This is a genomic window from Nocardioides sp. Bht2, from assembly GCF_047308515.1.
Lineage (GTDB): Bacteria > Actinomycetota > Actinomycetes > Propionibacteriales > Nocardioidaceae > Nocardioides.
In genome coordinates, this window is record NZ_JBLBWI010000010.1 from 13,212 (window position 1) to 35,677 (window position 22,466).

Genomic DNA, 22,466 nt, shown 5'->3' on the forward strand with positions numbered 1-22,466 from the left:
GCATGATCGAGCTCTCCGGCGTGTCCAGGCTCCGCGACGTACCCGTCAACCGGTTGGCCGCCCTCGGCGAAGCGCTGCGGTTCCACGGCCACGTCCTGATCCGGATCCCCAGCACCGTGGTCCGGTACCCCAAAGAGGTCCTGCGGCTGCTCTCCGAAGTGAGCTTCGGCTCGGGTGCGCTCGCCGTGATCGGCGGAACCATCGGCGTGATGCTCGGGATGACGCTCTTCGTCGGCACCGTCGTCGGCATGCAGGGCTACGCGGCCCTCGACCAGATCGGCACGGCAACCCTCAACGGCTTCATCTCCGCCTACTTCAACACTCGTGAGATCGCGCCGCTGGTCGCCGCGCTGGCGCTCTCAGCCACGGTCGGTTCCGGCTTCACCGCCCAGCTCGGCGCGATGCAGGTCAACGAGGAGGTCGATGCGCTCACCGCGATGGCGGTGCCCAGCGTGCCCTACCTGGTGAGCACCCGGGTGGTCGCCGGCTTCATCGCGATCATCCCGCTCTACGTGATCGGACTTCTCACCTCGTATGCGGGTTCCCGGATCATCACCGTCTACTTCTACGGACAGTCCGCTGGAACCTACGACCACTACTTCAACCTCTTCCTGCCGCCCATCGACATCCTGCTGTCGTTCGTGAAGGTGCTGATCTTCGCGGTGCTGATCATCCTGATCCACTGCCGCCTGGGCTACACCGCGACCGGCGGGCCGGCCGGGGTGGGCATCGCCGTCGGTACCGCGGTTCGCCGCAGCATCGTCACCGTCGCCGTGCTCGACCTGGTGCTGTCGATGGCGCTGTGGGGAACCACCACCACCGTAAGGATCGCTGGATGAGTCCGCGCAAGAGCCGTCTTCCCGACGTCCTCCTGGGCCTTGGTTACGCCGTCCTGATCGGCGCGCTGCTGGTCGGCGCGATGGCCGCCTACAACCAGAGCTTCACCAAGAGCGTCGACGTGACCCTGGAGACGGGCAAGCTCGGCAACTCGCTCCAGACCGGCTCCGACGTGAAGCTCAACGGCGTCCCGATCGGTCGCGTCGCCAAGATCAGCTCGTCCGAGCAGGGCGCCAAGCTGACGCTGGCCCTCGACCCCGACGTAGCCAAGGACATCTCGCCGCAGACCGTGGCTCGGCTGCTGCCCAAGACCCTCTTCGGGGAGCGCTACGTCTCCTTGCGAGAAGCGTTCGCCGGTGACGGCGGGCTGGCCAACGGCGACGTGATCCGGGAGGACTCCTCCACCGAAGCAGTCGAACTGCAAGAGGTCTTCGACGAACTACTGCCGATGCTACAGGCGATCCAGCCCGCGAAGCTCTCCGCCGCCCTGGGCGAGATGTCGCTGATGCTTCGCGACCAGGGTGAGGATCTCGGCACGATGATGGTGGCCTGGAGCGACTACTTCAAGAAGCTCAACCCGTTGGTCCCCGAGATGACCACGAACCTTGCCAAGTTCGCCGAGGTCGCCAACCTCTACGCTGACGCCGCGCCCGATCTGCTGGACGCGGTCGAGTCGATGGCCACCACCTCGCAGATGCTGGTCGACGAGAACGACAACCTCACCGCGCTCTTCGCCTCGGTGATCACCAGCTCGAACGACGTCACCGGCTGGATGGACGACAACCAGAAGACCATCGAGGTGCTCTCCGCGGAGAGCAGGAAGGCGCTGGAGGCGGTCCGGCCGTACGCCGACCAGTTCCCGTGCATCCTCCGCTCGGCGACCAAGTTCGCTCCGAAGATGGACACGGTTCTCGGTAAGGGCACCGACGAGCCCGGTCTCCACGTCAAGCTCAGCGTCGTCAAGAGCCGGGGCAAGTACCTGGTCGGCAAGGACACGCCGACCTTCCCCACCCAGGGCAAGTCCAAGTGTCCGTATGTGACCGGTGACCCGGCATCGCGCGGCTCGAGTGTGGGCGACCAGCAGGTCGCGCCCCGCCAGACCCCGGCTCCGCCGCGTCGGTTCGCGCCGGAGGTCCTCAGCGCAGCGACGGGTCTCGGCGATGCGAACTCGCCGTCAGAGAACCGGCTGATCGCCGAGTTGGTCGCCCCCACCCTGGGGATGGCCCCCGCTGACTACCCGCAGTGGTCGAGCATGCTGCTCGGTCCGGTGCTCCGCGGAGCGAAGGTGAGCTTGAGATGAGTAGGACCGCATCCATCACGCCGGTGTTGATCAAGAGCCTGATCTTCACCCTCGCCACCTTGTTGGCCACTGCTGCCCTGGCCGCCACGATCAGCAACAGCAGCGGCGACACGAACCGCACGTACACAGCGCTCTTCACCGACGTCACCAGCCTGAACAAGGGAGATGACGTGCGGATGGCCGGTGTCCGCGTCGGCACGGTCGAGAAGATCCAGGTCGGCCGGGACAACCTCGGCGAGGTCACCTTCAAGGTCAACGACGAGGCGCCGATGTTCGCCGGAATGAAGGCCGAGCTGCGGTTCCGCAACATGGTCGGCCAGCGTTACATCGCGCTGATGCCCTCGCCCACGCCAGGCGACGAACTCAAGGACGGCCACACCTTCGACGTCAAGGAGACCAAGCCGGCCCTCGACCTCACCGTCCTTTTCAACGGCTTCCAGCCGTTGCTGGAGTTCCTCGACGCCGAGCAGGTCAACAACCTGAGCGCACAGGTGATCGCGGTCTTCCAGGGCGAGGGGACGACGGTCGAGGGGCTGCTCTCCAGCACCGCCAGCCTGAGCAGCACCCTGGCCGGACGGGACGAGGTGATCGGTCAGTTGATCGCCTCGCTGACCGAGGTGCTCGACACCGTCGACACCCGGTCCGAAGATCTCTCGACCACCGTCTCCACGATGCAGGAACTGGTCAGCGGTCTGGCTGAGGACCGCGCCGTCATCGGCAGCACCATCGAAGGCCTCGGCGGCCTGACGACCAGCGTCGCCGGGCTGTTGGAAGGCACCCGGCAGCCGCTCAAGGGGTCGATCAACGCGCTCGGCGAACTCTCCGAGAACCTCGCTGACTCCGAGGCCGTGCTCGACGATTTCTTCCAGACTCTGCCGCTCAAGCTCGACAGGATCGGTCGCACCGCCAGCTACGGGTCCTGGATCAACGTTTATCTCTGCTCGATCAAGGGACGGATTCCGATGCCTGAGGGCTACTACGGCGATCTCGGTGTGAAGCCGGTTGCGGGGAGGTGCCGCTGATGGCCCGCCACCCGTTGTCGTTCGCCGAACGCAACAAAGTCGTCATCGCCGTCGTCGGGCTGCTCGCACTGGCCGCAGTCTTCTTCGCCACCTTCAACGCGGCGTCGCTGCCCATCATCGGGGGCGGCGAGACCCACACCGCCTACTTCCGCGAGGCCGGAGGGCTTCGCGAAGGTAATGAGGTGCGAGTCTCCGGCGTCAAGGTCGGCGAGGTGACCAAACTCAGCCTCGAGGGCAACAAGGTCAAGGTCACCTTCCGGGTGAAGGGCGTCGACCTTGGCGACCAGACGTCCGCGGGGATCAGCGTGAAGACCCTGCTAGGACGGAAGTTCCTCGACATCTCTCCTGCCGGGGGCGGCGATCTCGACGCGGCAATTCCGCTGGAGCGGACGACCACTCCCTACGACGTCAACGCGGCGTTCTCGGACGTGTCGTCGGAGATCGACCAGATCGACACCGCCCAGTTGGAGAAGAGCCTTGAGGTGCTTTCGACGGCGTTCGAGAACACCCCGCCCGCCGTACGCGAGCTGGTCTCCGGGCTGAGCGCCCTGTCGCGGACCATCTCCACGCGTGACGACGACCTCTCCGCACTGCTGAAGTCCACCACCAGCGTCACCGGCACCCTCGCCGAGCGGAACGCCGAGTTCGCCAAGATCCTCTCTGACGGCAATGACCTGATGGGGGAGTTGGAGAACCGGCGCGACGCCGTCCAGGCGATGCTCAAGGGGACGGCGAACCTCGGTGTCCAGGTCCGTGGCCTGGTAGCTGACAATCAGAAGACGCTGGCGCCGGCGCTGGCCAAGCTCGACCGGGTCTCCGCGATCCTGCAACGGAACGAGGCCAACCTGAACTCCGCGCTGAAGAAGCTCGGCCCCTACTACCGCGTGCTCACCGCGACGACCGCCAACGGTCACTGGCTGGAGAGCTACATCTGTGGCCTCTTCGACGGCCAAGGTGCGCCGCTGCTGGAGAACGACGTCCTGCGGAACTGCACGCCGAAGAAGGGAGGCGGACGATGAAGTTGTCGCGCCGCTCCAAGCGGATCGCCGTCGTCGCCGTGGTCGCGGTGGGTCTCGGCGGATTCGCCCTCCAGCGCACAGTGCTTGCGGAGGAGCCCACCGAGGTGACCGCCTACTTCACCCAGACCGTCGGCCTCTATCCCGGCAACGACGTCCAGGTGCTGGGTGTCCCGGTCGGTCGGGTGACCGACGTCGACCCGCAAGGCTCCCGGGTCAAGGTGACCATGGAGATCGACCCGGACCACAAGATCGCCCAGAGCACCGCCGCGGTGATCGTGGCGCAGACGGTCGTCAGCGACCGCTTCGTCCAGCTCACTCAGCCGTGGACCGAAGGCCCGACGCTCCAGGACGGCGCCGTCATCGACGTCGACCGGACCGCTGTGCCGGTCGAGATCGACTCGCTCTATCGGAGCCTGATCGACGTCAGCGACCAACTCGGCCCCGAAGGGGTCAACAAGAACGGTGCACTCTCCAAGTTCCTGGCGGTCGCTGCCGAGAACCTGGACGGCCAGGGAGCCAAGCTCAACGGCATGATGCGCGAGTTCGGTGAAGCCGCGGCGACTCTGGACGGCATCGACGAAGAGTTCTTCGCGACCCTGGCGAACCTCGACAAGTTCAACGGGATGCTCAAGGAGAACGACGCCGACGTCGCCTCGATGAACAAGCGGTTCGCAGCGGTCACTCGCTATCTGGCCGAGGACAAGGACGACCTCGCCGACGCTGCCGCCAACCTGGCGGACGCCTTCGTGGTCCTCGACGACTTCATTCGGGAGAACCGCGACAACCTCAACACCAGCGTCCGCAACCTACAGGGGCCGACCAGCGTCCTGGTCAAGCAACGCAAGTCCCTGGAGGAGACGGTACGGAACGTGCCGCTGCTGTTGCAGAACTTCATCAAGGCCTACAACCCGCGCACCGGCACGCTGGACAGCCGCGGCAACCTGCACGAGATCACCACCTGGAGCGACGGCGGGCTCACCGGACGGAGCTCCCCGGACGCGCCTCCGGTGCTGCTGAACCGAAAGGGGGCCGGCGAATGAAGCGGCTCGGACTGATCAGCGCGACCGCGGTTCTCGGGCTCACCGCCACCGGCTGCGGCCTGATCGGGGGCGGCGTCTACGAGACCGATCTCCCCGGCGGCGCGGATCTGGGCAGCGACCCGATCGTGATCACCGCAGACTTCGCGGACGTGCTCGACCTGGTGCCGCAGTCGAGCGTCAAGGTCGACAACGTCGAGGTCGGTCAGGTCAACAAGATCATCCTCAACAAGGACGGCAAGAGTGCCCGCGTCGAGCTGAAGCTGAACCGCAAGGTGCGCCTCCCGGAGGGCACCGACGCGCGGCTCCAGCAGACCTCGTTGCTCGGTGAGAAGTTCGTGGCGCTGGTCCGCCCGGCTGCGCCGGGGGCTGCCCGGCTCGGCGACGGCGCACACCTCGGGATCGCGCAGACCTCACACGCCGCCGAGGTGGAAGAGGTGCTGGGTGCGCTCTCACTGGTGCTCAACGGTGGTGGCGTCGGCCAGTTCCAGGAGATCTCCAAGGAGCTGCAGAAGGTCTCAGCCGGTAGGCCCGAGGAGATCAAGGCGTTCCTCCGCAGGATCAACACGTTCGTGAGCGGGCTCGACGATCGCAAGGAGTCGCTGACCGCGGCTCTCGACGGTCTGGAGCGCCTCGGTGCCTCGCTCGAGGCCGACAAGGAGAAGATCGTGACGGCGCTCGAAGACCTCAGCCCCGGTATGCAGGTGCTGGTCGACCAGCGCAAGCAGCTGGTGGCGATGCTCTCCTCGCTCGACAAGCTCTCGAAGGTCACCGTCGACACCTTGAACACCGCGCAGAAGGACATCATTGCGGACTTCAAGGCGTTGGAGCCGATCCTGGAACAGCTCGCCAAGGCCGGGACCGACCTGCCCAACGCGCTGCAGATCCTGCTCACCTACCCGTTCCCGGACTCCGTCCTGGAGGCGATCAAGGGTGACTATTTCAACGGCTTCGTGACGACGAACTTCCGCACTCCGGACAACTGCGGCGCCTTCGCCTGCGCCTGGCCGCAGCCCACCGACGGCTCCTTCGCGCGTGGCACTGCGAACCGAATGCAACCGGGGCTGAACTGGGACGACTACCCCGAGCTGACCGACCCCGGGCCGAAGCAGGGGAAGAAGAAGGACGGCGCCGCGACCCCCGCCGGACCGGCGCCCAGCCTGCTCACCCCGACCGACACGGCTCTGCCTGGGTTGCCGTCGCCGACGGTGATGATCTCGCCGACCGGTGAACCCAGCGCGTCGTCGCCCCCTTCGCATCCGACGCAACCGACCGAGACGGTCACGGGAGGTGGTGAGTAGTGCTCAGCCGCACTGTGCGCGTGAAGCTGACGGCGTTCGTCATCGTCGGGCTTCTCGCTACCTCGTACCTCGCCGTCAAGTACCTCGGCGTCGGCAGCTTCGGCGGCGACTACCGGGTCTCGGTCCAACTCCCCGAAGCGGGCGGTCTCTTCGAGAACGGTGAGGTCACCTACCGAGGCGTTCCGGTCGGACGGGTGGAGAGTCTGCGTGCCACCAGGGACGGCGTGAAGGTCGTGCTCCGGCTGGACGGCGGTGGGCCCGACATCCCCGCCGACGTTGACGTCGCGGTGGTCAACCGTTCCGCGATCGGCGAGCAGTACCTGCAGTTGGCCGGTGAGGACGGCGCCGACGATCTGCTCAAGAACGGCGACTGGATCGACGGCACCAACGCAGTGCTGCCGCCGCCGATGGACGACCTCCTCTTCAGCACCCGCAACTTCCTCAACTCGGTGCCGAAGGACGATCTGGCCACCGTGATCGACGAGGTCTACGAATGGACCCGCGACGGCGCCGAGCCGCTGCGCCAGCTGAACACCACCCTGTCGTCGTTCGCCGAGACCGCGCAGGCCAACTTCGTGGTCACCTCCTCGCTGATCCGGAACTCGGGCCAGGTGCTCGACACCCAACTCGCCTCCCAGGCCAGCATCAAGGCGTTCAGCCGCGACCTCGCGGTCTTCGCCAAGGCGATGGAGGAGTCCGACACGGAGATCCGGAAGCTGATCGAGAACACGCCTCAGGTGGCGCGCGAGTTCCAGAAGGTCATCCAGCAGGTCGGGGGGCCGCTGGGCGAACTGATGGCCAACCTCGTGACGCCGGCTCAGGTCTTCGGGGTCAACGCCGCCGGAGTCCGGAACTCGATGATCAACCTGCCGGACGCGATGAGCATCGGGTGGGCGGTCACCACCTCGCAGGGTCTGAACCTGGGTCTCGCCCAGACCTACTTCGATCCGGCCGCGTGCACCTCGGGCTACGGCGGTACCCAGCTCCGTCCCGGGGTGGAGACGTCGAAGGGTCAGCCGTTCAACACCATGGCCGGCTGTACGGCAGCGCCGTCGACGGGCACCGGTGTGCGTGGGACGAAGAGCCTGAAAACTCCTCGCGTCAATCTGCGTATGGCCGATGACCTGGGGCAGTTGATGGGACGATGACCCGCAACGAGGCTGATCGGGGGCTGATGGTGGACGACGCTGTGCGGGACGACGAAGGTGTGCGGGACGACGAACCGGTGCCGGGCAAGGAAACCGCGGGTGATGGCGGCGCTCCGACGTCGTCCACCTGGCTCCCCGGCTGGGCACCGTGGGGCCTGCTCGCGGTGAGCCTCGTCGTCCTGGTCCTCGGCGTCATGTTCTGGCGGGACGCCGAGCCTGACCCGGACGCGGCTCGGGCGGAACGGCGCGACGCGGTGATCGTGGCAGCGAGCAACAATCTCGCCGTCCTGCAGACCATGGACTACCAGAAGGTCGACGAGCACCTCGCCGCCTGGGAGGCGGCGACGACCGGCGTCCTCGGCGACCAGTTCGCCGATCAGGCAGACGAGAAGCGGCAGACCCTGATCGACAGTCAGGCGGTCAGCGTCGGCAAGGTGTTGAGTGTCGCCGTCACCGAACTCGGTGAGGACACCGCGACCGTGATCGCCTCGATCATCACCGAGGTCCGCGACTCCTCTGCTGAGGGTGGTGCCGTTGAGAAGCGCAACCGGTTCGCGGCCGATCTCGTCCGGGTCGACGGTAAGTGGCTGGTGGAGAACCTGAACACGGTGGGGGTGAACCTCAAATGACCTCTGTGCGTAAGTACGGCGTGCTGATCGTGGCGGTGATCTGCCTGCTTGCCGGCGTCGCCTTCTTCGGGCGCGGCTACGTCGTGAGCCGTGAGGACGCGCCGGACAACCAGGCGCTGATCGACGAGGCAGCGACAGAGCAGGTGATCAAGGAGGCGGCGATCGGGCTGGTCTCCGTCTTCAGCTACGACTTCGCGGATCCGGCGGCCAGCCAGGCCGCTGCCGACGACTTCCTCATCGGTGACGCGCGAGCCGAGTACGACACCTTGATGAAGACGCTGATGGAGCAGGCACCGGGGCAGGAGTTGGTGCTCAGCGCTGAGGTGTCGGCGACAGGTGCGAAGCGCGTCACCGACGACTCGGCGGAGCTCCTGGTCTTTCTCGACCAGCGGAGCCAGCGCTCCACCGACAAGGAGCTGACCGTCTCGGCGGCGATGGTGACCGTCGACCTGAAGCGGATCGGTGGCGCGTGGCGCGTGGAGCGGTTCGAGGTCCTGTAGTACTCGGGGCGGTAGCTCTCGAGACGCCGCGAGGCGTTGCCTCGGCGTCCGCTCAGGTGGCGCGGATGCCGAGGTCGCCGAGCGGGGCGACAACGGTGCCTGAGTCCTCGCAGACCCAGACCGGGTCCGGCCCGCCCAACTCGGGGTGGATGTAGAGGGCGTGGACGGCGTCGTCGCACCGCGGGCACAGCGGCCAGCGCCCGCGGTGCTCGAGCAGTTCGTCCTGGAGATCTTGAGCGACCAGACCGTCAAGGTACTGCCGACCGGCGGGCCACTGGTCCGACCACCAGCGGCGGTTGATCAAGATGTCCTCAAGGAGCGAAACAACCTCCGGCGATGCGCTGCCGGTGGCTTCGAGGTCGCGCATCACCAAGGCGCGTGCGGACAACAGGAAGTCGCTCATCTGGCCATTGTGGCGCGCTGGTGGTGAGCGGCTCCGTCGGCCCTGGGTGGGCCAGGGACGAAGTTCAGAAAACGCCCGCGGGCCGGAACTGGACCGAGACCCGCTGCCCGGCCTGGGCGACCTTCGGTACCGCATGCTCCCAGGTGCGCTGGCAGGAGCCGCCCATCACCAGCAGATCGCCGTGTCCCATGGTGAAACCGATCGTGCGGCCGCCGCCCCGGGGCCGCAGCGCCAGCTTCCGCGGATTGCCGAACGAGACGATGGCGACCACGGTGTCTTCGGTCCGGCCTCGGCCGATCGTGTCGCCGTGCCAGGCGACGGAGTCGTTGCCGTCGCGGTAGTTGCAGCAACCCGCCGTTGCGAACTCCTCGCCGAGCTCGGCGAGGTAGTGAGCACTCAGCGCCTCACGAGCCGCGGCCAGCGCCGGATGCGGGAGCTGGTCGCCGGCTGCATAGGTATGCAGCAACCTGGGGACATCGACCACCGAATCCCACATCGTGCGCCGCTCAGCGCGCCACGGGACCGCGGAGACCAGCGCCGCGAAGACGTCGTCCGCGGCCTGGAACCAGTTCGGTCGAACATCGACCCAGGCCCCGGCGCTCAGATGGGTTCGGCGGGTAGCGCTCAGCGAGGCCAGTGCGGCGCCCCCGGCTGTGTCATGCGACGTGCCACGGGCGGCAGGCTCCGGCGCCGCGACGGCGTCGAAGAGGGTGCTCTGCACTTCGATCCGACCCACCCCACGCTCCTCCCCGAACCGCCCGAACGCCTTCACGTTACATCTTCCATCGAACAATTGTTCGATAGACGCGCGCGCGTGGCGACGTCATGCGTTCCGTGGGAGCGCCTCCTCGCAACGTATGACGTCCCGCTGGGGGAAAGGAGTAAGGCCAGAAAAGGGGAGTGGCGCAGGTCACTTTTCCCCTAGGTTGGCCACCATGAGCACCCCGACCGCTGAGCCGGCCGCCCGCGTCGTGCAGTTGAGCAAGACCTACGGGGCCGGAGACGCGCTGGTCCGAGCCCTCGACAACGTCACCCTGGAGCTGGCTGCCGGGGAGTTCACCGCGGTGATGGGGCCCAGCGGATCGGGCAAGTCCACTCTCATGCACTGCTGCGCCGCGCTGGACACCGCGGACTCCGGGCAGGTCTACCTCGGCGACGTCGAGCTCAGCAGGCTCGGGGACCGGGAGCTCACTCGGCTCCGCCGCGATCAGATCGGCTTCATCTTCCAGTCGTTCAACCTGGTGCCCACGTTGACGGCGGAGGAGAACATCACGCTGCCGCTCAACATCGCCGGGAAGAAGCCCGAACCCGGGTGGTTCGACACGGTGATCGGCACTGTCGGGCTCGGCGACCGTCTTGCGCACAAGCCGAACCAGCTCTCCGGCGGACAGCAGCAACGGGTAGCGGTGGCCCGAGCGCTGGTGAGCAGGCCGGCGATCGTCTTCGCCGACGAACCCACCGGAAACCTCGACTCGCACTCCGGTGCCGAGGTCCTCAACCTGTTGCGCCGCAGCGTCGACGACTACGGCCAGACGATCGTGATGGTCACCCACGACCCGGTCGCTGCCGCCTACACCGACCGCGTGGTCTTCCTTGCGGACGGCCAGGTCGTCGACGAACTGCGTCAGCCCACCCGCGAACGGGTCCTGGAGATCATGACCGCGATGACGGCGCCGCGGCTCCGAGCCGACGAGGCGCGGTAATGCTGCGGGCCTCCCTCAAGAGCCTCCTCGGGCGCAAGCTGCGCCTCCTGATGAGCACCTTCGCGATCGTGCTCGGCGTCGGGTTCGTGACCGGGTCGCTCGTCTTCGGCGACACGCTCAACCGGTCGTTCACGGCGATCTTCGCCAGCACGGTCGGCGACGTCGTGGTCCGTCCGACCGGGGGCATCGCCGCCGACGGGACGCCGTCGGCGATCACCCTGCCGGCATCGCTGCGCAAGGAACTGCGGGCGGTCGACGGCGCCGCGCGGGTCGACGGCAACGTCACCGCACTCGGCGTCTATGTGATCGGCAAGGACGGCGACCCGATCGGCGGCAACGGCCCGCCCGCCATCGCCAGCAACTTCACCGACGCCCCGGCCGGTCACGGCCTGAAGGGGATCGAACTCCTACAGGGCCGACAGCCGGGCAGTATCGACGAGATCGCGCTGGACAAGGCGACCGCCGAGAAGGCGGGGTACCGGATCGGCGACACCGTTGAACTTGCCACCACGGCGGAGACTGCGTCGCTCAAGCCGCGCCTGGTCGGCATCCTCGGCTTCAGTGAAGGCGGGTCGCTGAACGGGGCCACCCTCACCGTCTTCGACACCGCAAGCGCCCAACAGCTCTTCCTCAACGGGGAGAAGGCGTTCAACGACTACTGGGTGACCGCGAAGCCCGGCGTCAGCCAACAGGAGCTGCGGGACCGGGTCGCGGCCGTCCTGCCCGACGGCGTCGAGGCCGTCACCGGTGACGACGCCGCCGACGAAGCGGCCACCGGCCTGCTCGACCAGATCGGGTTCCTGACCACCTTCCTGCTCATCTTCGCGGTGATCTCGCTGATCGTCGGGTCGTTCCTGATCGTCAACACCTTCTCGATCCTGGTCGCTCAACGCAGCCGGGAGCTCGCGCTGCTGCGCGCCCTGGGTGCGTCGCGCCGACAGGTGAAGGCGATGGTGCTCTTCGAGGCGTTCATCCTCGGCGTCGTCGGCTCGACCCTCGGCCTCGGCCTCGGCGTCCTGCTCTTCTTCGGGATTCGCCTCGGATTCGAGAAGTTCGGCCTCGACCTCGGCAGTACGCCGATGGTCTTCGAGCCGTTGACCGTCTTCCTCGCCTACGCGATCGGGATCGTGGTGACGATGGTCGCGGCCGCCATCCCGGCCTGGCGGACCGGGCGGATCGCGCCGATCGCAGCACTACGTGACGACGTCGCGTTGCCGGAGTCCAGCGTGCAACGTCGGCTGATCGGTGCGGTGATCGCGATCGGTCTCGGTGGGGTCGCTATCGCCGTCTCGCTCTTCGGTGATGTGCCGAACTCCGGTTACGTCCTGGGGCTGGGGGCGTTGGCGGTGCTGCTCGGTGTTGCGGCGGCCAGCCCGGTGCTGTCGCGGCCCTTGCTGCACGCCGCCGACCTGCTCTTCAGTCGGCTGTACGGGATGGTCGGGAAGCTGGCCGGCCAGAACTCGCTGCGCAATCCCCGGCGTACCGCGGCGACCGCCTCCGCGTTGATGATCGGGTTGACGCTCTGCACGTTGATGGCGATGCTCGGCTCCTCCGCGAAGGCCAGCGTCGACCGGGCGGTGGCCGAGAACTTCGTCGGCGACTACGTGATCTCCAACGTCTTCGGGGCGGCGTTCAGCCCCAGCATCGCCGACGAAGCGGCCAGCATCGACGGCGTCGAAGCGGTGACCCGGGTCCGGCTCCAGTTCGTGGAGAAGCCCGGCGGTGGCACCGCCGTCCTGCAGGGGATCGAACCCGACAGCATCGACGTCGGGGTGAAGGTCGAGATGGCGTCGGGGGCGACCGCCGAGGTGAAGAAGCCCGATGCGGTCCTGGTCTCCGAGAGTCAGGCGAAGGACGACAACCTGAAGCCGGGCGACACTCTGAAGATCGAGGTTCCCGCCGGGGAGGCGAGGCTGAGGGTCGCCGGGGTCTACCGCGACAACGAGCTCTTCGGTGACTCGTGGGTGGTCGGGCTGGAGGCGCTCAAGCAGATGGGCTTCCGGCCGGTCGACAACTACGTGATGATCCGGCTCGACGCCGGGGCGGACCGTACCCAGGTGCGGACGGCCCTCGATCGGCTCACCGAGCAACAGAAGCTGATCTCGGTCAAGGACCAGGAAGGGCTGGCTGACGAGGCGCGCGGACCGATCGACCGGATCCTGGCGTTGATCTACGGCCTGCTGGCCCTGGCGTTGTTGATCGCGGTGCTCGGCATCGTGAACACGCTGGCGTTGTCGGTGATCGAACGGACCCGGGAGATCGGGCTGCTCCGGGCGATCGGGCTCTCCCGACGGCAGTTGCGGCAGATGATCCGGCTGGAGTCGATCGTGATCTCCTTCCTCGGCGCGGTGCTCGGAGTGCTGCTCGGCCTGATCTTCGGGTACGTGCTGCTCAAGGACCTCGCCTCCCAGGGGCTCGAAGTGATCCAGGTGCCGTGGATCGCGATCGCTGCTTTCCTGGCGCTCTCCTTGGTGGTGGGTGTGCTCGCCGCGGTCTTCCCAGCTCGTCGTGCAGCCCGGCTCGACGTGCTTCAAGCGATCGCCACGGACTAAATACCGGCGCATTCGTGGACAGTGTCCGGAAGGTGTGGGACCAATAGGGCAAGGTTGATAGTCCGTCTGGGTCATATCGGGTCGGGAGACTCGCGGGTAGCGTCCGGCTACTTCTAGACTCGCCAACGTGAGCGATTTAGATGTACTGAGCAACGTGACGGGTCTCAAGCACGTCGCGGTGCGTGAGTACGTCCGCGACCTGATCGCCGGCGCCGAGGTCGGAGCACCCGCACCCTCCGAGCGCGAGCTCGTGCAGCGGTTCGGCGTCGCCCGGATGACGGTCCGTCAAGCGATCGACGCGCTGGTCGCCGAAGGTCTACTGGAGCGGATCCCCGGCAAGGGCACCTACGTGGCCCGCCCGCGGACCCGGGTCGGTGCCCTGCGTGGCTACACCGAGGAGATGCAGGCCCGCGGCATGCTCGCGGAGTCGCAGACGCTGATCGCCCGGATCGAGAAGGCCGGCCCCGGCATCGCCCGCGTGCTGAACCTGACCGAGGGCGACCCCGTCCTGCACTGGAAGCGGTTGCGTCGCGCCGACGCCCAGCCGATGTGCATCGAGGACGCCTTTCTCTCCGAGGTCCTGCTCCCCGGCTTCCTCCAGTCCGGCACCCCGACCAGCCTCTACGACGCACTCCGTCGCCGAGGCCTGCACCCGACCTGGGCCGAGGACTCCATCGCCGCTGACGTCGCCACCGGTGAAGAGGCCGAGATGCTCGAGATCGCCGTCGGCTCTCCCGTGCTCCGGGTGGCTCGCCGTGCGGTCTGCGGCGACAAGATCGTCGAGGTCTCCCGCTCCACCTACCGTGCCGACCGGTTCACGATGTGGGTGCAGTTCGCCGGGGACGGCACCGAGCGCTGAGCGCCGCCGTCGGCGAAACGCCGTCGCCTGTGGTGCGTCAACCACCGCAGAACTCGGGTTCTGAGCTAATAGGCTGCGGCCATGTCACCGCTACTTGAGGTCGAGGTACGCCAGGTACGTGACGTCGCGGGTGCAGTCGAAGGCGGCGCGGACCGGCTGCTGCTCACCACCGAGAGCGGGCTCTCGCCCGATCTCAAACAGGCGCTCGGCGTGATCCGCGAAGCGTCGATCCCGGTCCGGGTGGCCCTACGGCTCAACGAGTCGCGGACCACCACCGGTGGTGAGTTCACCCGGCTCTGCGGTCTGGTCGGCGAGTATCTCGCGCTGGGTGCCGAGGGCGTGATGTTCGGGTTCCTGGACGCCGAACTGGGCGTCGACGTCGAGGTCTGCGGGGGGATCGCCGAGGCGAACCCCGGTGTGCCGTGGACCTTCAACGACGCGATTGACGACTGTCTGGAGACGGAACGCGCGTGGCGGGCGCTCCGTACGCTGCCGGGGTTGGACGCCGTCCTGGCCTCGGGGTCTCCGCGTGGGCTCGGCGTCGGCTACGACGAGCTGCTGGCGTTCGCCGAGGGTGACCGGAGCGCGGCCGCGATGTTGCTGCCCGGTCGTGGGCTCGTCGCCGAGCAGGTGCCGTGGTTGGTCCGAGCCGGCGTCGGGCAGTTCCACCTCGGCCCGCAGAGCCGCCCGAGCGGCTCCTATCGGGCCTACGTGGACGCCGGGCATGTGCGCTCCTGGCGCCTCCTCCTCGACAACTCAATGTGACCTCAGCGCGCTGAATTGCCGCGAATTGCAGCGCTCAGCTCACATCAAGCGGTGAGGCAGGAGGCGCTGATCCGCTGTGCCGTGGCGGTGAAGCCGGGCGGCAAGGCGTCGCTGGTGAGCTGCTTGATGCTGTACTCCCGGATCAACCGGTCGCCGAAGCACCAGGCCGCCTTGGTGCTCAACGCCGGACCGGCCTCGGAGACGAGCTGGGCGGCGAGCGCGGAGCGGGTGGCGACCAGGGTGAGGGCATCGACCGATGCCTGGGAGCCGCGCTTGGTGGCGCGCTTCGGGTCACAGGACGAGAAGACCAGGTAGTCGGCCTTGGCGCGGACGCTGGCGGTGCCGTCGGGAGCGCCAGCGACCCAGGTCCGCAGCGCGTTCAGCATCGTCGTCGTTCCGGCCGCGGTGTCGCCGCGGTAGTGCGTCCGTACGCAGATCCGGTCGTTGCGGGTGAAGGAACGGTAGTGGTCACCGCCCCACGTGTCGGCGGCGTCGAGCGCGGTGAGTACCGGCATCCGCTCGGAAAGCATGAAGAGCCAGCCGAGAGCGCCGAAGTCGCCGTCGGCGTCCTCGACCGCCTTCTCGTCCTTCGTCAGCGTCACCTCGGGAACGGACTTGGCCTTCTCCTTCCCGTCCAGCCAGCTGAACGGGCGCAGCAGATGTTCCTCGGTGGTGGGGGTGTCGTCGAAGAGGTCGTTGGCGCCCTTGAGGCCCTGAGCCGCGGCCGCCAGCGTGGAGAGCGGCTCGCCCAGGGCGTAGGGGGCTCCGGTCGACGCCTGGACGAAAGCCGGGACGCCGCGCAGGTCCTTCATGCCCTGGTCGTAGAGCTTCTGCTGGCTGCGTTCCACCGCTTCCCGCTTCTTGGTGGGGAGGTCGGCGACCCAGAGCTTCTCGACCCGGCTGGCATCGCCCTCGGCGACGGCGCGGAAGATCGAGGCCCGGGTGTCGTCGTCAGCGTTGAGACCGTCCTCCAGGTCGAAGTGTTGATCCTGCAGCGCATGGGTCAGTTCGTGGACCAGGGTCGCGGTGTTGGCCGGCGTCAGTTGGCGCCCACGCATCCGGATCCGCTCGTCCTCGGGGCTGTAGTAGGCCAACGTGCCGCCGGAGCTGTTGGTGTTGAACGCTTTGAAGATGTCGACCTTGGCGTCGATCAGGCCGAGGGCACGCAGCATCCCTTCGTAGGCCTCGATCTCGGCGCGATCATCGTCGTCCAGATCGTCGTCCTTGACCTGAACCTTGGCCTTGAACTCCTTGACGCTCAGGAAGTCGACGTAGACCGGCTCCTTGAACTTCAGGCCACGCAGTTTCTCCACCTGGGCGGCGTAGGGCGCCACCCGCTTGTCCCAGGAGTCGGGGTGCGGCGGGCCGTCGTCACTCGGGTTGAAGTGCCGATAGACCGTGAAGGCGCCGAGGCCGGCGACGATCAGGAGGAGGGCGAGGCCGATGGAGGGCCAGAGCATGCGACGGGACACACAGGCAAGCTAGCCGCTCAATGTGACCTCTCGGTCCGAAACCAGACGGTTCGCCAACTCTGAGGTCACATTGAGCGGGGCGGGCTAGAGTGCTGTCCGCTAGAACGTGTTCTTATTTTAGGAGTGGGTATGGCGAGCATCGAAGAGCGCAAGGCGACCGTCGAGCAGTACCTCGGTCTGGTGTCGAGCGGCACGGCCGACGAGATCATGGCGCTCTACGCGCCCGACGGCACCCTGGAAGACCCGGTCGGAACCGACCCCAAGGTCGGTCGGGACGAGATCGGCGCCTTCTATCGCAGCTTCGAGCAGCTCGAGATCCAGACCAACCTGCGCGAGGTCCGCGCTTCGGGCGAGTCGGCGATCGCCTTCGCGTTCGACGTCGTCACCAAGCTTCCGGACGCCACGATGACCGTCTCCGCGATCGAGGTGATGACCTTCGACGACGCCGGCCTGATCACCTCGATGAAGGCCTACTGGTCGCCCGAGGCCGACATGGTCATGGCCTGATCCGAGCCTGAACCACCTTCACCTGAAGTCACCGCTTCGCGCCACGCTCCCGATAGTCCCTGACGTTTCGCCCGCTTTTACGGCGTGTCGCGGGGCTTTTCGTCAGGGACTATCTCGGGAGGTGTGGAGGAGATCAGGGCCGCGGCGAGAGGTCGTCGGCGTCGACGATCCGGTAGGCGTAGCCCTGCTCGGCGAGGAATCGCTGGCGGTTCTGGGCGAACTCGGCGTCCACGGTGTCCCTCGAGACGATCGTGTAGAAGTGCGCGATCTTGCGTTCGCCGTCGGGGCCCGGCTCGCCCGGACGGAGTAGCCGACCCAGTCGTTGCGCCTCCTCCTGGCGCGAACCGAACGAGCCGGAGACCTGGATCGCGACCTCGGCTGAGGGCAGGTCGATCGAGAAGTTGGCGACCTTCGAGACGACCAGGGTGTTGATCTCGCCGGAGCGGAAGGCGTCGAAGAGGCGCTGACGTTCCTTGACCGGCGTCTCGCCCTTGATCACCGGCGCGTCGAGCGCCGCCGCCAACTCGTCGAGCTGCTCGATGTACTGGCCGATGACCAGGGTCGGCTGGTTCGGATGCTGCGCGATCAACTGCTCGACGACATCGACCTTGTGATGGGTGCACGCCGCCAGCCGGTACCGCTCCTCCGGCTCCGCCGTCGCGTAGGCCAGCCGCTCCGACGACGGCAGGGTGACCCGGACCTCGACACAGTCGGCGGGGGCGATCCAGCCCTGCGCCTCGATGTCCTTCCAGGGGGCGTCATACCGTTTCGGGCCGATCAGGCTGAAGACGTCGCCCTCGCGGCCATCCTCGCGGACCAAGGTCGCCGTCAACCCGAGACGGCGGCGCGCCTGGAGATCGGCGGTCATCCGGAAGATCGGGGCCGGCAGCAGGTGGACCTCGTCGTAGAGGATCAGGCCCCAGTCGCGTGCGTCGAGCAGTTCCAGGTGCGGGTAGACGCCCTTCCGGCGCAGGGTCAACACCTGATAGGTCGCGATGGTGACGGGCCGGATCTCTTTGACGGCGCCGGAGTACTCGCCGATCTCGTCCTCGGTCAAGGAGGTCCGCTTGATCAGCTCGTCCTTCCACTGCCGCGCGGAGACCGTGTTGGTGACCAGGATCAGCGTGGTGGCCTTGGCCTCGCCCATCGCGGCGGCACCAACGATGGTTTTCCCTGCCCCACAAGGAAGAACGACGACCCCGGAGCCGCCAGCGGTGAACGCTTCGGCGGCCTCGCGCTGGTAGGTGCGGAGCTCCCAACCGTCCTCGTTGAGCTCGATCGGGTGCGCTTCTCCGTCCACGTAGCCGGCGAAGTCCTCGGCGGGCCAGCCGAGTTTCAGCAAGGCCTGCTTGAGGTTCCCGCGCTCAGAACCGTGGACGACCACGGTGTCGTCGTCGAGCCGTTCGCCGAGCATCCCCTTGATCTTCTTGGCGCGCAGCACCTCTTCGAGGACCGGCCGGTCGGTGGAGGAGAGGACCAGGCCGTGGGTCGGGTGCTTCTCGAGTCGTAGGCGGCCGTAGCGCGCCATCGTCTCGGCGACGTCGACCAGCAGGGCATGCGGCACCGGGTAGCGGCTGTACTTGAGCAGGGTGTCCACGACCTGCTCGGCATCGTGGCCGGCGGCGCGGGCGTTCCAGAGTCCGAGCGGGGTAAGCCGGTAGGTGTGCACATGCTCGGGAGAGCGCTCGAGTTCGGCGAACGGCGCGATCGCGAGGCGGCATTCGCCGGCCTGTTCGTGATCGATCTCCAGCAACAGGGTCTTGTCGGACTGCACGATCAGGGGGCCGTCATTCACCGGACCAGCCTACGCGCGCCCTGTGCGAGGCGGGCCGTCGTGCGAACCGTGGACCCGCCTGCTCGGGACGGATGACGTCCGCACGAGGCTCGCAGTACGAGGTATGCAGGGTTGCTAATCGGGATAAGGCGGCTTTACTCTGATAAGCGTGAATCTGACCGAGCGGGAGAGCGAGATCGTGGCGCTGCTGCGCCGGGACTCCTTGCTGGACTCCACCGCCATCGCCACGGCCCTCGGCACCACCCGGGCCGCCGTCAACGTGCACCTGTCGAACCTCGGCAAGAAGGGAGTCATCCTCGGGCGCGGCTACGTGCTCGGTGACGGCCCCTCCGTCGTCGTCATCGGCGGCGCCAATATGGACATCAAGGCCACCAGCGCCAACGCCGCCCGGCCCGGCACCAGCAACCCGGGGCTGACCACCTTCGCGGCAGGCGGCGTCGGTCGCAACGTCGCCGAGAACCTCGCGCGGCTCGGCACCCGGACCTCGCTGGTCGCCGTGGTGGGCGCCGACGCTCTCGGTGACCAGGTCCTCGCCGCCACCTCGGACGCCGGGGTACGGGTCGAGCACGTGCGGCGCAGCGCCCACGGCACCGGCACGTACACGGCGGTCCTCGACGCCGACGGCGAACTCGTGATCGCCGTCGCCGACATGCGTGCCACCGCCGAACTGACCCCCGCCGCCATCGATGAGGCCCGCGACCTCATCGCCACTGCCAGCCTCGTCGTCCTCGACGGGAACCTCGCCGCAGCCACCCTCGGGTACGCACTAGACCTGGCCGCGGCCTCCGACGTTCCGGTGATCCTGGAGCCGGTCAGCGTGCCCAAGGCCGAACCTCTCCGGGCGCTCCTCGATCCCGAGCGCCCGATCCACGTGATCACCCCCAACCGCGACGAGCTCGGCGCCCTGGTCGGTCGCACGATCAGCGCCGACACCGAGATCGCCGACGCCGTCCGCGAACTCCAAGCCAGCGGCGTCACCCACGTCTGGGTCCGGCTCGGCGAGCATGGCTCGCTGTGGTGCGGGCCCGACGGGGAAACCGTCGCCCTGCCGGCCGTCGCACCGAGTGCGGTCGTCGACGTCACCGGAGCCGGCGACGCGATGCTCGCCGCGTTCTGCCACGCCACCCTCGCCGGCGAGGCCGCTCACCGAGCCGCGGAGTTCGCACATGCCGCCGCCGCACTCACCATCGCCAGCCCCCACACCGTCCGCCCCGACCTCACCGACCGTCTTGTCAGGAGACTCCGATGACCCCGCACCCCCTGCTCACCTTGACCGACGAAGTTGCCGCAGCGCTCCGCGACGGGCGCCCTGTCGTGGCGCTGGAGAGCACGATCATCAGCCACGGCATGCCGTACCCGCAGAACGTCGAGATGGCGCGCGAGGTCGAGGAGATCGTTCGCCAGAACGGCGCCGTGCCCGCCACCATCGCGATCCTGGACGGCGTCCCCCGGATCGGGCTCTCTGCCGACGACCTGGAGGTCCTCGCCAGCCACCCCGACGTCGCCAAGGTCAGCGTGCGCGACATCCCGTACGTGATGGCGCGCGGGACCCACGGTGCGACCACCGTGGCCGCCACCATGCGGTTCGCCGCGTTGGCCGGGATCAAGGTCTTCGTGACCGGTGGCCTCGGTGGTGTGCACCGCGGTGCATCGGAGTCGTTCGACATCAGCGCGGACCTCACCGAGTTCAGCAGCACCGACGTCGCGGTCGTCAGCGCCGGCGTCAAGAGCATCCTCGACATCGGGCTCACCCTGGAGAAGCTGGAGACCCTCGGCGTGCCGGTGCTGGTCGAGGGCAGCGACGAGTTCCCGTCGTTCTACTCGCGCTCCAGCGGGCATGCCGCTCCGATGCGGGTTGACGGCGCCGAGCAGATCGCTGCGGTGATGAAGGCCAAGTGGGAGTTGGGGATCGCCGGTGGTGTGGTGATCGCGCAGCCGATCCCGGAGGCCGACGAGATCCCGGCCGCGGAGATCGGCGGCATCATCGAGCAGGCGCTGGCCGACATGGATGCGCTCGGCATCCACGGCAAGGAGGCCACCCCCTATCTCCTGGGCCGGATCGTGGAGATCACCGGTGGAGCAAGCCTGACCGCGAACATCGCGCTGGTGCGGGCGAACGCCAAGCTGGGTGCGGCGATCGCGGTCGCCTACGCGGGATGAGCCGCTAGCAGCGGTTTCGGAGAGACGCCAGGGAACCGGGTGGGGTGCCGGACCGTCTGAGCCTGCATGACGCTCACGACGATCCCGTTCCGCGCGGCCGCCTCCCTGACCGCACTCGCCCTCTTCTCCTCGCTCGCCGGGTGTGGCCAATCTCCGGAACGTGACCAGGCGTCGGAAGCGTCGCTCAAGCTGGTGCAGGCCAGCGCGGAGCGGCAGACCGGCGACCCAGCGGCGATCGACACCGTGGTCGACGGGATGGACCGTCTCGCCGGGGCGCTCTATGCGGGTCTCGCCGATGACGACGGCAACCTTGCCCTCTCGCCGTACTCGGCGGCGGCTGCGTTGGCGATGACCAGCAACGGCGCCCGACACACCACCCAGAAGGAGATGCTCGCGGTGCTCGGGGTCGACGACCTCGATGCCCTCAACGGTGGGCTCAACGCGTTGACCCAGCGGCTCGAGTCGTTGGCAGGCGGCGTCGACGAGGACGGCGACGGCAAGCCCGACCGGGAGGTCGAGCTCGCCGCAGCCAACGCGCTCTTCGGGCAGGACGACGTCACCTGGGCGGAGCCGTTCCTGGAGACCCTGGCACGCGACTTCGGTGCCGGGATGCGCGTCGTCGACTTCAAGCACGACGCCCGGGCTGCTCGCCGAGCGATCAACGGCTGGACCGCCGAGCAGACCCGGGATCGCATTCCGGAGCTGCTCGGGGAGGGCACCCTGAGCGAGTTGACCAGGCTCGTTCTGGTCAATGCCCTTTATTTCAAGGCCCCTTGGGCATCGGAGTTCACGCCGAGTGGCGACCGCGAGTTCGACCTCGACGGCGACAACACCGTCTCCGCGCCGATGATGAGCACCAGCCTGACCAATGCCAGCTACCGCGCCGACGACACCTGGCAGGCGGTCACCGTGCCGTATCTCGGTGGTGAGTTGGCGATGACGATCGTGCTACCGCAGGCCGGGCAGCAAGGCGCGGTCGAACAGCAGGTCATCGACGGTGGTCTCGGCGCGATGCTGGCCGACGACGCCACGACGGCTCCCACGGTCGACCTGACCATGCCGAAGTGGGAGTTCCGGACGAAGGCGAACCTGGTGCCGCCGTTGCAGCAGGCGGGGATGGCGCGGGCCTTCACCAGTGACGCCGAATTCGAGCCGATGGCCGCACCCGGGACGGCGTCCGCCGACCGCGACCTGCAGATCGACACGGTCCTGCAGGAGAGCTTCATCGCCGTCGACGAGCAAGGTACCGAGGCGGCTGCCGCCACTGCGGTGGAGATGGGCGTGCGCTCCGCACCGATGCCCGACCAGCCGATCACGATGCTCTGCGACCGCCCTTTCCTCTTCGTGATCCACGACGTCGAGCACCGGACTCCGCTCTTCCTGGGACGGGTCAGCGACCCGACGGCTTGAGGGCTCGCCCGGGCGGTACTCCGAGGCCCCGACGACCCACGAAACGT

Annotated in this window: 21 protein-coding genes; 17 read left to right on the top strand and 4 right to left on the bottom strand. The window is 67.7% G+C overall.

The genetic code is table 11. The features are described from left to right. The first annotated feature begins 2 nt into the window (after positions 1-2). Genes ACLM5J_RS13340 through ACLM5J_RS13380 form a run of 9 tightly spaced genes read left to right on the top strand, consistent with a single transcriptional unit; the run spans position 3 to position 8,793 of the window. A complete protein-coding gene (locus ACLM5J_RS13340) occupies positions 3-839 on the top strand; it encodes an MlaE family ABC transporter permease (RefSeq protein WP_413656915.1) in 837 nt (278 codons plus the stop codon). Next, positions 836-2,137 carry an MCE family protein gene (locus ACLM5J_RS13345; protein WP_413656916.1) on the top strand — a complete coding sequence of 434 codons (1,302 nt, stop codon included), beginning with the start codon at positions 836-838 and terminating at the stop codon, positions 2,135-2,137. Before ACLM5J_RS13340 ends, ACLM5J_RS13345 begins: the two co-directional genes overlap by 4 nt. Then, on the top strand, positions 2,134-3,159 hold the full coding sequence (locus tag ACLM5J_RS13350; protein ID WP_413656917.1) for an MCE family protein: 1,026 nt from the start codon (positions 2,134-2,136) through the stop codon (positions 3,157-3,159). Before ACLM5J_RS13345 ends, ACLM5J_RS13350 begins: the two co-directional genes overlap by 4 nt. After that, on the top strand, positions 3,159-4,178 hold the full coding sequence (locus ACLM5J_RS13355; protein WP_413656918.1) for an MCE family protein: 1,020 nt from the start codon (positions 3,159-3,161) through the stop codon (positions 4,176-4,178). The genes ACLM5J_RS13350 and ACLM5J_RS13355 overlap by 1 nt, the downstream gene beginning before the upstream one ends. Next, positions 4,175-5,218, top strand: a complete 1,044-nt coding sequence (locus tag ACLM5J_RS13360) for an MCE family protein (protein WP_413656919.1) — start codon at positions 4,175-4,177, stop codon at positions 5,216-5,218. The genes ACLM5J_RS13355 and ACLM5J_RS13360 overlap by 4 nt, the downstream gene beginning before the upstream one ends. After that, positions 5,215-6,516, top strand: a complete 1,302-nt coding sequence (locus ACLM5J_RS13365) for an MCE family protein (protein WP_413656920.1) — start codon at positions 5,215-5,217, stop codon at positions 6,514-6,516. The genes ACLM5J_RS13360 and ACLM5J_RS13365 overlap by 4 nt, the downstream gene beginning before the upstream one ends. After that, the gene (locus tag ACLM5J_RS13370; RefSeq protein WP_413656921.1) at positions 6,516-7,664 is read left to right on the top strand and encodes an MlaD family protein; all 1,149 of its coding nucleotides are present in this window, start codon (positions 6,516-6,518) and stop codon (positions 7,662-7,664) included. The genes ACLM5J_RS13365 and ACLM5J_RS13370 overlap by 1 nt, the downstream gene beginning before the upstream one ends. Beyond that, on the top strand, positions 7,661-8,293 hold the full coding sequence (locus ACLM5J_RS13375) for a hypothetical protein (protein ID WP_413656922.1): 633 nt from the start codon (positions 7,661-7,663) through the stop codon (positions 8,291-8,293). The genes ACLM5J_RS13370 and ACLM5J_RS13375 overlap by 4 nt, the downstream gene beginning before the upstream one ends. Then, the gene (locus ACLM5J_RS13380; protein WP_413656923.1) at positions 8,290-8,793 is read left to right on the top strand and encodes a hypothetical protein; all 504 of its coding nucleotides are present in this window, start codon (positions 8,290-8,292) and stop codon (positions 8,791-8,793) included. Before ACLM5J_RS13375 ends, ACLM5J_RS13380 begins: the two co-directional genes overlap by 4 nt. A gap of 52 nt (positions 8,794-8,845) precedes the next feature. On the opposite strand, the gene ACLM5J_RS13385 is transcribed toward ACLM5J_RS13380, so the two are convergent. Then, positions 8,846-9,196, bottom strand: coding sequence for a hypothetical protein (locus tag ACLM5J_RS13385; protein WP_413656924.1), 351 nt, complete (start codon positions 9,194-9,196; stop codon positions 8,846-8,848). Between the two features lie 64 nt (positions 9,197-9,260). Beyond that, a complete protein-coding gene (locus ACLM5J_RS13390; RefSeq protein WP_413657027.1) occupies positions 9,261-9,923 on the bottom strand; it encodes an alpha-ketoglutarate-dependent dioxygenase AlkB in 663 nt (220 codons plus the stop codon). Positions 9,924-10,131: 208 nt separating this feature from the next. Between ACLM5J_RS13390 and ACLM5J_RS13395 the strand changes: the two genes are divergently transcribed. The 4 genes from ACLM5J_RS13395 (at position 10,132) to ACLM5J_RS13410 (ending at position 15,075) form a co-directional block, all read left to right on the top strand. Then, positions 10,132-10,899, top strand: a complete 768-nt coding sequence (locus tag ACLM5J_RS13395) for an ABC transporter ATP-binding protein (protein WP_413656925.1) — start codon at positions 10,132-10,134, stop codon at positions 10,897-10,899. Next, positions 10,899-13,451, top strand: coding sequence for an ABC transporter permease (locus ACLM5J_RS13400; protein WP_413656926.1), 2,553 nt, complete (start codon positions 10,899-10,901; stop codon positions 13,449-13,451). The genes ACLM5J_RS13395 and ACLM5J_RS13400 overlap by 1 nt, the downstream gene beginning before the upstream one ends. Before the next feature lie 127 nt (positions 13,452-13,578). Next, positions 13,579-14,310, top strand: coding sequence for a GntR family transcriptional regulator (locus tag ACLM5J_RS13405; protein ID WP_413656927.1), 732 nt, complete (start codon positions 13,579-13,581; stop codon positions 14,308-14,310). A gap of 81 nt (positions 14,311-14,391) precedes the next feature. After that, positions 14,392-15,075, top strand: coding sequence for a copper homeostasis protein CutC (locus ACLM5J_RS13410; protein WP_413656928.1), 684 nt, complete (start codon positions 14,392-14,394; stop codon positions 15,073-15,075). A 44-nt stretch (positions 15,076-15,119) separates the two neighbouring features. Here ACLM5J_RS13410 and ACLM5J_RS13415 read toward each other — a convergent pair whose 3' ends face one another. Then, entirely contained in the window at positions 15,120-16,547 is a 1,428-nt protein-coding gene (locus ACLM5J_RS13415; protein ID WP_413656929.1) for a hypothetical protein, read from the bottom strand. Between the two features lie 129 nt (positions 16,548-16,676). On the opposite strand from ACLM5J_RS13415, the gene ACLM5J_RS13420 reads away from it, so the two are divergent. After that, positions 16,677-17,054, top strand: coding sequence for a nuclear transport factor 2 family protein (locus ACLM5J_RS13420; protein ID WP_413656930.1), 378 nt, complete (start codon positions 16,677-16,679; stop codon positions 17,052-17,054). 133 nt (positions 17,055-17,187) lie between these two features. Here the strand turns inward: ACLM5J_RS13420 and ACLM5J_RS13425 are convergent, their stop codons facing one another. Then, on the bottom strand, positions 17,188-18,849 hold the full coding sequence (locus ACLM5J_RS13425) for a DNA repair helicase XPB (RefSeq protein WP_413656931.1): 1,662 nt from the start codon (positions 18,847-18,849) through the stop codon (positions 17,188-17,190). A gap of 148 nt (positions 18,850-18,997) precedes the next feature. On the opposite strand from ACLM5J_RS13425, the gene ACLM5J_RS13430 reads away from it, so the two are divergent. The 3 genes from ACLM5J_RS13430 to ACLM5J_RS13440 all read left to right on the top strand — a co-directional run bounded on the left by ACLM5J_RS13430 (position 18,998) and on the right by ACLM5J_RS13440 (position 22,419). Further along, complete coding sequence (locus ACLM5J_RS13430; RefSeq protein ID WP_413656932.1) at positions 18,998-20,098, top strand: PfkB family carbohydrate kinase; 1,101 nt, start codon at positions 18,998-19,000, stop codon at positions 20,096-20,098. Beyond that, a complete protein-coding gene (locus ACLM5J_RS13435) occupies positions 20,095-21,009 on the top strand; it encodes a pseudouridine-5'-phosphate glycosidase (RefSeq protein WP_413656933.1) in 915 nt (304 codons plus the stop codon). Before ACLM5J_RS13430 ends, ACLM5J_RS13435 begins: the two co-directional genes overlap by 4 nt. Before the next feature lie 66 nt (positions 21,010-21,075). After that, complete coding sequence (locus ACLM5J_RS13440; protein ID WP_413656934.1) at positions 21,076-22,419, top strand: serpin family protein; 1,344 nt, start codon at positions 21,076-21,078, stop codon at positions 22,417-22,419. Positions 22,420-22,466: the final 47 nt, after the last annotated feature.

Coding starts and splice junctions, on each gene's coding strand:
- ACLM5J_RS13435 (WP_413656933.1), top strand. CDS start 20,095: ATGACCCCGCACCCCCTGCTCACCTTGACCGACGAAGTTGCCGCAGCG.
- ACLM5J_RS13420 (WP_413656930.1), top strand. CDS start 16,677: ATGGCGAGCATCGAAGAGCGCAAGGCGACCGTCGAGCAGTACCTCGGT.
- ACLM5J_RS13345 (WP_413656916.1), top strand. CDS start 836: ATGAGTCCGCGCAAGAGCCGTCTTCCCGACGTCCTCCTGGGCCTTGGT.
- ACLM5J_RS13365 (WP_413656920.1), top strand. CDS start 5,215: ATGAAGCGGCTCGGACTGATCAGCGCGACCGCGGTTCTCGGGCTCACC.
- ACLM5J_RS13410 (WP_413656928.1), top strand. CDS start 14,392: ATGTCACCGCTACTTGAGGTCGAGGTACGCCAGGTACGTGACGTCGCG.
- ACLM5J_RS13380 (WP_413656923.1), top strand. CDS start 8,290: ATGACCTCTGTGCGTAAGTACGGCGTGCTGATCGTGGCGGTGATCTGC.
- ACLM5J_RS13400 (WP_413656926.1), top strand. CDS start 10,899: ATGCTGCGGGCCTCCCTCAAGAGCCTCCTCGGGCGCAAGCTGCGCCTC.
- ACLM5J_RS13340 (WP_413656915.1), top strand. CDS start 3: ATGATCGAGCTCTCCGGCGTGTCCAGGCTCCGCGACGTACCCGTCAAC.
- ACLM5J_RS13385 (WP_413656924.1), bottom strand. CDS start 9,196: ATGAGCGACTTCCTGTTGTCCGCACGCGCCTTGGTGATGCGCGACCTC.
- ACLM5J_RS13395 (WP_413656925.1), top strand. CDS start 10,132: ATGAGCACCCCGACCGCTGAGCCGGCCGCCCGCGTCGTGCAGTTGAGC.
- ACLM5J_RS13350 (WP_413656917.1), top strand. CDS start 2,134: ATGAGTAGGACCGCATCCATCACGCCGGTGTTGATCAAGAGCCTGATC.
- ACLM5J_RS13375 (WP_413656922.1), top strand. CDS start 7,661: ATGACCCGCAACGAGGCTGATCGGGGGCTGATGGTGGACGACGCTGTG.
- ACLM5J_RS13355 (WP_413656918.1), top strand. CDS start 3,159: ATGGCCCGCCACCCGTTGTCGTTCGCCGAACGCAACAAAGTCGTCATC.
- ACLM5J_RS13440 (WP_413656934.1), top strand. CDS start 21,076: ATGACGCTCACGACGATCCCGTTCCGCGCGGCCGCCTCCCTGACCGCA.
- ACLM5J_RS13360 (WP_413656919.1), top strand. CDS start 4,175: ATGAAGTTGTCGCGCCGCTCCAAGCGGATCGCCGTCGTCGCCGTGGTC.